This window comes from Mesorhizobium sp. M0306 (assembly GCF_040321655.1).
Lineage (GTDB): Bacteria > Pseudomonadota > Alphaproteobacteria > Rhizobiales > Rhizobiaceae > Mesorhizobium.
In genome coordinates this window covers 1-7212 of sequence record NZ_JAMYRY010000069.1, presented here as the reverse complement: position 1 = coordinate 7212, position 7212 = coordinate 1, and the positions used below count along the sequence as shown (strand labels likewise).

Annotated in this window: 10 protein-coding genes and 1 tRNA gene; all 11 read right to left on the bottom strand. The window is 62.0% G+C overall.

From position 1 onward, the window contains the following. Positions 1–144: 144 nt before the first annotated feature. Positions 145–522 (bottom strand): 50S ribosomal protein L7/L12, encoded by a 378-nt coding sequence (rplL, locus tag NKI95_RS33795; RefSeq protein ID WP_023680442.1) that lies wholly within the window; start codon positions 520–522, stop codon positions 145–147. A 54-nt stretch (positions 523–576) separates the two neighbouring features. After that, on the bottom strand, positions 577–1095 hold the full coding sequence (rplJ, locus tag NKI95_RS33790) for a 50S ribosomal protein L10 (RefSeq protein ID WP_352722174.1): 519 nt from the start codon (positions 1093–1095) through the stop codon (positions 577–579). 392 nt (positions 1096–1487) lie between these two features. Beyond that, positions 1488–2186 (bottom strand): 50S ribosomal protein L1, encoded by a 699-nt coding sequence (gene rplA, locus NKI95_RS33785; RefSeq protein ID WP_023680441.1) that lies wholly within the window; start codon positions 2184–2186, stop codon positions 1488–1490. 4 nt (positions 2187–2190) lie between these two features. Further along, complete coding sequence (gene rplK / locus NKI95_RS33780; RefSeq protein WP_023680440.1) at positions 2191–2619, bottom strand: 50S ribosomal protein L11; 429 nt, start codon at positions 2617–2619, stop codon at positions 2191–2193. Between the two features lie 161 nt (positions 2620–2780). Then, positions 2781–3308, bottom strand: a complete 528-nt coding sequence (gene nusG / locus NKI95_RS33775; RefSeq protein ID WP_006333333.1) for a transcription termination/antitermination protein NusG — start codon at positions 3306–3308, stop codon at positions 2781–2783. A gap of 27 nt (positions 3309–3335) precedes the next feature. Further along, positions 3336–3539 (bottom strand): preprotein translocase subunit SecE, encoded by a 204-nt coding sequence (secE, locus tag NKI95_RS33770; RefSeq protein ID WP_023680439.1) that lies wholly within the window; start codon positions 3537–3539, stop codon positions 3336–3338. Positions 3540–3902: 363 nt separating this feature from the next. After that, positions 3903–3978 (bottom strand) — tRNA-Trp (locus NKI95_RS33765). A gap of 175 nt (positions 3979–4153) precedes the next feature. Beyond that, positions 4154–4558: a hypothetical protein gene (locus tag NKI95_RS33760; RefSeq protein ID WP_352722172.1), complete on the bottom strand. Its 405-nt coding sequence runs from the start codon at positions 4556–4558 to the stop codon at positions 4154–4156. Positions 4559–4678: 120 nt separating this feature from the next. Continuing rightward, positions 4679–5161, bottom strand: a complete 483-nt coding sequence (locus tag NKI95_RS33755) for a group II truncated hemoglobin (protein ID WP_352722171.1) — start codon at positions 5159–5161, stop codon at positions 4679–4681. A 122-nt stretch (positions 5162–5283) separates the two neighbouring features. Next, on the bottom strand, positions 5284–6969 hold the full coding sequence (locus NKI95_RS33750; RefSeq protein ID WP_352722169.1) for a COG3904 family protein: 1686 nt from the start codon (positions 6967–6969) through the stop codon (positions 5284–5286). 159 nt (positions 6970–7128) lie between these two features. Next, positions 7129–7212, bottom strand: an 84-nt coding sequence (locus tag NKI95_RS33745) for an EF-Tu C-terminal domain-related protein (RefSeq protein ID WP_455749504.1), incomplete at its 5' end; no start/stop codon positions are given.

The following is a 7212-nucleotide window of genomic DNA, read 5'->3' as shown; positions in this document are numbered from 1 at the left end:
CCCGCCACCCCCCCCCTGCCATTGACGGGGGGGCGCGCACTGGTTTACACCCCCCCGGGTTACCCCACCCGGCCCTTACCCCCCCCCCCCGCCCCCGCCAAGGGGGGGGCGCCGGCCCCCCCCCGGCCCCCCGGTACTCAACGCTTACTTCAGTTCAACCTTGGCGCCGGCTGCTTCCAGCTGGGCCTTGAACTTGTCCGCGTCGGCCTTGGAAACGGCTTCCTTGACCGGCTTCGGAGCCGCCTCGACCAGGTCCTTGGCTTCCTTGAGGCCAAGACCGGTGATGGCGCGAACTTCCTTGATGACGTTGATCTTCTGAGCGCCTGCCTCGGTGAGGACGACGTCGAATTCCGTCTTTTCCTCGACCGGAGCAGCAGCAGCCGCAGCACCGCCGGCAGCGGCAACCGCCACCGGAGCAGCGGCGGAAACGCCCCACTTTTCTTCAAGAAGTTTCGACAGCTCGGCCGCCTCGAGGACGGTCAGCTTCGAAAGGTCGTCTACGATCTTTGCCAGATCAGCCATTGCAATGTTCCTTCATAAGGTTCGAACGTGTGTTTGTGATAGCGAGGAACGGCCTCATGCCGCCTCGTCCTTCCGGGCGTAAGCGCCGATGACGCGCGCGACCGAAGCCGCAGGCGCATTGACGATCTGGGCGATCCGGGTTGCCGGCGTGGCGATCATGCCAACCAGTCTGGCGCGCAGCTCATCGAGCGACGGAAGTGTGGCGAGTGCCTTCACACCGTCGGCATTGAGCGAGGTGGTGCCCATTGCGCCGCCGAGAATGACGAGCTTGTCATTTCCCTTGGCGAAATCGGACGCGACCTTCGGCGCCGCAATCGGATCCTCCGAATAGGCGATCAGCGTCTGTCCCTTGAACAGCTCGATGATCGATGCGGAGTCCGTGCCCTGAAGAGCGATTTTGGCGAGACGGTTCTTCGCGACTTTGACGGTGCCACCGGCGGCGCGCATTTTCGACCGAAGGTCGTTCAGTTGCGCGACGGTGATACCGGCGTAGTGGGCCACGACGACTGAACCAGCGCTTGAAAACGCATCATTCAGGCCCGTGACGAGTTCGCGTTTTTCCGCTCTGTCCACTGCCTATCTCCAGTTGACCCCTGCCCTCTACGAAGGACAGGCGTCGGGTTGCCTTTTGCCGGCCGGGCCATCCAGTAACGGATCTCCCGAACGACGCTCGAGGATCCTGCCCCCTTTCGCCACACCTGCCGGCAAGCCGGACGGTGCGCAGACAAAAGGCAAACACGGTTCGAACCTTTCATTGGAGCTTGTGGCTCCTTTGTCCGGTCTTCACCCGTCTCATGCAGGCCCACATGAATTAAGGCCCACATCACCTAAGGCTTGGGGGCCGCCTGCAATCTCGGACAGGATGTCCGGAAGCCTTTCGACTTCCGGCACCGGGCCGCCGACATGTCGGAGGCCCGGAATTCTTTCACGGATCAGCGTTTTAGCGGCCGATCCAATTGTTCGTATCAGGACGCTGCGAGCGTCGAGACGTCGAGCTTGAGGCCCGGGCCCATCGTCGAGGTGACCGACACCTTCTTGACGTAGTTGCCCTTGGCACCAGCCGGCTTTGCCCTGGTCACCGCATCAGCGAAGGCGCGGACGTTTTCTTCCAGAGCCTTGACGTCGAACGAGACCTTGCCAACGCCGGCATGAACGATGCCGGCCTTCTCGACGCGGAACTCGACGGCGCCGCCCTTCGATGCCTTGACGGCGGCGGTAACGTCGGTGGTGACGGTGCCGACCTTCGGGTTCGGCATCATGCCGCGCGGACCGAGCACCTTGCCGAGACGGCCGACCAGCGGCATCATGTCCGGCGTGGCGATGCAGCGGTCGAAGTCGATCGTGCCCTTCTGGACGATGTCGACCAGATCCTCGGCTCCGACGATGTCGGCGCCGGCGGCCTTGGCCTCCTCGGCCTTGTCACCACGCGCGAAGACGGCGACGCGAACGCTGCGGCCGGTGCCGTTCGGCAGGTTGACCACGCCGCGGACCATCTGGTCGGCATGGCGGGGGTCGACGCCCAGGTTCATCGCGACTTCGATCGTCTCGTCGAACTTCACCGAGGAGCGATCCTTGAGCAGCTTCAGCGCCTCACCCAAAGCGTAAGCCTTGTTGGGATCGATGCCTTCGCGGGTCTTCGATACACGCTTTGCAATCTTTGCCATGATCTCAGCCCACCACTTCCAGACCCATCGAGCGGGCGGAGCCCTCGACCATGCGCATGGCCGCCTCGACGTCGTTTGCGTTCAGATCCTTCATCTTCTGCTCGGCGATGGCGCGCACCTTGTCGCGGCCGATCGTGCCGGCCTTGACCTTGCCCGGCTCCTTCGAGCCCGACTTCAGGTTCGCGGCCTTCTTCAGGAAGTAGCTCACCGGCGGCGTCTTCATGACGAAGGTGAACGACTTGTCCTGGTAGTAGGTGATGACGACCGGAACCGGCGAGCCCTTTTCCATTTCCTGGGTCTGCGCGTTGAACGCCTTGCAGAACTCCATGATGTTGATGCCACGCTGACCAAGCGCCGGGCCGATCGGGGGCGACGGCGTGGCCGATCCCGCGGAAACCTGGAGCTTGAGCTGGCCTGCAATCTTCTTAGCCATCTCTCTTCCTGCCTTTTCTCATGCCGGTCTTGCCGGCGGTTGCAGTCTGGTGGTGCGGTCCGCGCGGCCGGCTAAAGCCGCATTCGCCTCCCACCCATTTTTTGGCCGCGCGATCTCCGCGCCGCCTTCCCTGCCGCCGAAACCGGTGCAGGGATTTCGGATCAGCCCTTCTCGACCTGTCCGAATTCCAGATCGACTGGCACAGCGCGCCCGAAGATCGAAACTTCCACCTTGAGCCGCGCCCGCTCCTCGTCCACTTCCTGGACGAAACCGTTGAAGGACGCGAATGGTCCATCCGAAACGCGGATCGCTTCGCCGATCTCGAACGTCACCGACGGCTTCGGCCGCTCGACGCCTTCCTGAACCTGGTTCAGGATACGCTGGGCCTCGGCTTCGGTGATCGGCACCGGCTTGGAGTCGCCCAGGAAACCGGTGACCTTCGGCGTGTTCTTGACGAGCGAGAACACGGCGTCGGTCAGATTGGCCTTCAGCAGCACATAGCCCGGAAAGAACTTGCGCTCGGCATCGACCTTGCGGCCGCGGCGGATCTCGACGACCTTCTCGGTCGGCACCACGATCTGCTCGATGTCGGCGGACAGGCCCTTCTGCTTGGCCTTGTTCTCGATGTCCTCGGCGACCTTCTTTTCAAAGTTCGAGTAGGCGTGGACGATGTACCACCGCGCGGTCATTTCAAGACTTCTCCGTAATCGCCGGACTTACTGTCCGAGGCCGAGGATTTTTTCGACCGCAAAGCCCATGGCCACGTCTGCGGTAAAGAAAAAGATCATCGCGATGACCGCGAACACAAGGACCATCACCGTCGAGATCATCGTTTCGCGCCGCGACGGCCAAGTGACCTTGGCGGTCTCCGCGCGAACCTGCTGGAGAAAGGTGAAGGGATTTGTGGTTTTCGAAGCCATATGCCGCTCTGTCTGCAAGACCCGTTGGCCGGGTCTCCTGGATGATCCCGCTGGCCGGGACGTGCCGCTTGAGCGTGCGTTCGCGCCGAATCAGCGCAATCATTTCGCCCATGCAAATCAGACGCGTAAAGCCGGCTTCCCAGCTCCACGCGTCGCGTGTCTGTTTCGTCTACATAAAACCGATTCTTGATCCACGCAAGTGGCAAGTGTCCGCTTTATGGCCAAACGCCGCCTCGGAACCATCCAGTCGTCCCGTCCCGGCTATGCGGCCCTTATGCCGCGACTTATGCTATATGGCAAGTCACAAGCCGATTTTCAAAGGCTGCACTGCAAAAGAATCGTTTTAGGCATCCATTCAAAGAATGGCACGGGCAGCAGGGCTCGAACCTACGACCTGCGGTTTTGGAGACCGCCGCTCTACCAACTGAGCTATGCCCGTATGCGCATGTCGGCGCAGCAGGCGCTTCCTAAAAGCTTCCGCGCGCTCTGTAAAGAGCGACGTGCGCTGCCCGGCCTTCATCTTCGAAAGTCCAGGCGTCCTCCCGGCCATTTCCCGTCGATCCGTCGATTGCTGACGATCAAGCCGACCCAGGGACGCGTTATTCGTGGGTCGGTCAGATTGATATATTTTCCCACCAACCCTTTAGCACCCTCGCGCCGCGCATCGATGAGCCCCTTGCGCACGCCACCATGCCAATCGAACAGCAGGTAAACTCTCTCTCCCGCCGCCTCACCTCGCCCCGGCCAGACTTCCATTTATCCTTGCTATCGCCTGGAATCGTGGGGTCGGCACCGCCGTTCCATCGGCTGGACCAGCTGCCTTCGATGGTGTCGTTGCGGTCGCTGTCGCTTTCGGTGCCCCAGGCTGCGGCATTTTCATCGCTTGCAGTTCCCTCCAGTTTCACGCCGGCGGCGAACGCCGACACCTCCTCGTCGTTGGGAGTGGGGACATCCATGACGCCGAACGGGTTTCGGGTTCCGCGGTTGCCGTCAGAATTTTCTTTGCTTTCCGATCCCATCGCAAACCTCCGGTTTTCAAGGCGGCGCTGCCAGTCGACGACGGCCTCAAGCCGTAGCCTGGAGGACCGAAGCCTGCATAGCCACCCGTTTTCCTGGGTTTTCGACCGATTCGCGCCCGGTCAGTTTCCCGAAGGCGGCTTGTAGGGGCCGCCCGGCACCCCCCAACCCCAGGCCGGCATTGGTTCCGTCTCGGGGTCGCAGGTCGGGCCCTTGTTGGAGTTCATCTTGGCCAGCCGCGATCCCCATTCGACATAGGCCATGAAGGCCGAGCGGAATTCAGGATCGTCAGGCAACCCGATCTCGTCGGCGGCGTCGGCGAGAAGATTGATCCAGCGCTGGCGCTGCTCCTCGGTCAGATGCTTGCCGAGATGATGCATCACCATCTCGCGATGGCCGCCGTGCTTTTCGCTGTAGGTTTTCGGTCCACCAAAAACTTCGCCGATGAAGGCCGCGACGTGAGCGGGATGATCCGGCGACATATGTTTGAACACCGGCCCGACGATGGGGTCCCGGGAGACGTTGTCGTAGAAGGTCTGGGTCAGACGGTTCAGCGCTTCGGTGCCGCCGGCCCATTCGAACAATGTTGGGACATCCTGGCTCATTCGCGATCCCTCCCGCTGGTCTTCAACCGCGCTGGACGATAGCGGAAATATCGAGCGCCACTCAACCTGCCTCGATGGCCAGTCGGCCGCGGCTATCATGCCTGTCTTACGATTTTACCGGCCTATGATTTCACGGGCGTGCTGGCCTGAGCCTTGGCGCCCGAGGCTTCGCGGCAGTTCTCCGGCCGTGGCTCCGATCTGCAGATGCCGGGGCCTGTCAATTCGTCTGCCGATTGATGCCCGGTTGTCAGCCCGTATTTCAGCATCCTGTCGAGTTCGAGCTGCCGTTCGACTGAATACAGCTGAATTGCGGTAAACAGACCGGGGCCGATGGCCATGTCCTCGAGATAGGCCTTGACCTTTTGCTCCTGCCCTACCGAATGCACGCTCAATTGCGCACGCGGGCCGACCAGGCGTTTGACACCGCCGGCGAGCATGATCGGACAGGCCGAGCCGCAACCGCCGCCGGCATCGACCGTGAGCCCGTTGTAGACGCCGTCTTCGGCCGTGCAGTCGGCCTGCCGCGGCTCGCAGCCAATGAAATCCGTCCGCGCCACGGCGACGTCGAGCTTGCGTTCGCGGATCAGCCTTCCGGCCGCCAAAGCACCGAGCACGTCGCCACCCGGCGAGTTGATGACGATGGGCAGGCGCCGGTCGCCGACGCTATCAAGCAGTTGGCGCAATTTTTCGGGCGTGTCAGCGGTAATTGCGCCTTCGGCCGAGATCCATTCCGGGCAGTTGGGATTGCACAGCGGGTTGCTGCCGCGGACGAGGACGAAGCGCATGTCAGCGACCTCCTTCGCCGGCGGGGTTTCGAGCCCTAAAGGTGCAGGCTCGGCGCTCGCCACCACTTGGCCGGCCGGCTTCGCAATATTCGCCGGCGCCGGCACTTCCCTGCAACTCGACGGCAACGGATCGGATCTGCATAGCGTTGGCGCGATCAGCAAGTCGACGGCATCCAGGCTGGTGACGAGATTCATTTGCAGCATGTCGTAGGGAACCAGTTGCTGGATGCTGCTGGCCGGCGTGCTTTTCATGGTCTCGAGCACGCCCAGGCCGACGCCCATCTCCTTCAGATAGGCCGCCAGCTTCCGCTCCAGCGGCTTATTCATCTCGTAGGTCTTGTAGCTGCCGGCGTTCTTCCGGCTGACGACCCTGGTGCTGAGTATCTTCTTCTTGCCTTTCACCATGCGGTAGGTGGTGCGGTACAGCAATTTCGTCCGGATATAGGTCGTGGTGATCTGATGGACGCCGAGAAAGGCCCGTTCCCCGACCACGCGCCGGATGCCACCGGAAAACATCAATGGACAGGCGGAATTGCAGATGGCGCCGTTGGCATAGGCATTGCCGAAATAACGGGCGCCCTTGCCGTCGTTCTCCTTGCAGTTCTTCACATCTGGCAGACAGCCGACGAAGCGGGTTTTGCCGACGGCGATATCGAGCTTGTTCTTGCGGATCAGGCGACCAAGTGTCAGCGCCGCTTCGACATTGCCGCCGGGGGAATCGACGACGATCGGCAGCTTTCGGCCGCCAAGCGCCTTCAGCGTGCGTTTGAACAGGGCCGGCGTGCCGGCTTCTATCGAGCCTTCCGCCGATATCCATTCCGGGCAGGTCGGCTCGCAGCCCGGCGCGCTGCTGCGGACGACGACGAACCGCATCGTCGGGCCGAGATCCGGCGTGGATTTTTCCGACGTGGATTTCTTTGCATTCGCTGCGAAGGCAGCGTGGCCCATGACAAGCAACGACACCAGGCAGATCAGCCCTAGCGACCACCATGCCTGACTATGCAAACGGCGCCATGGAACCATTCGGGCAGCCCCCTCGATGCAACCTATACTAGTTATGGCTGAGGCGCTTGCAACAGGATTTGAAGCAATGCGGTTAATCCATTGCCAGAATATCAGAATCGAAAAGGGCGGCCCGAAGACCGCCCCTTTGCATCCGATCTCAACCGGCAGCGCCGGCGATTACTCTTTGATGGTGACGACGATGCCGGCACCGACGGTGCGGCCGCCTTCACGGATGGCGAAGCGCAGCTTCTCTTCCATGGC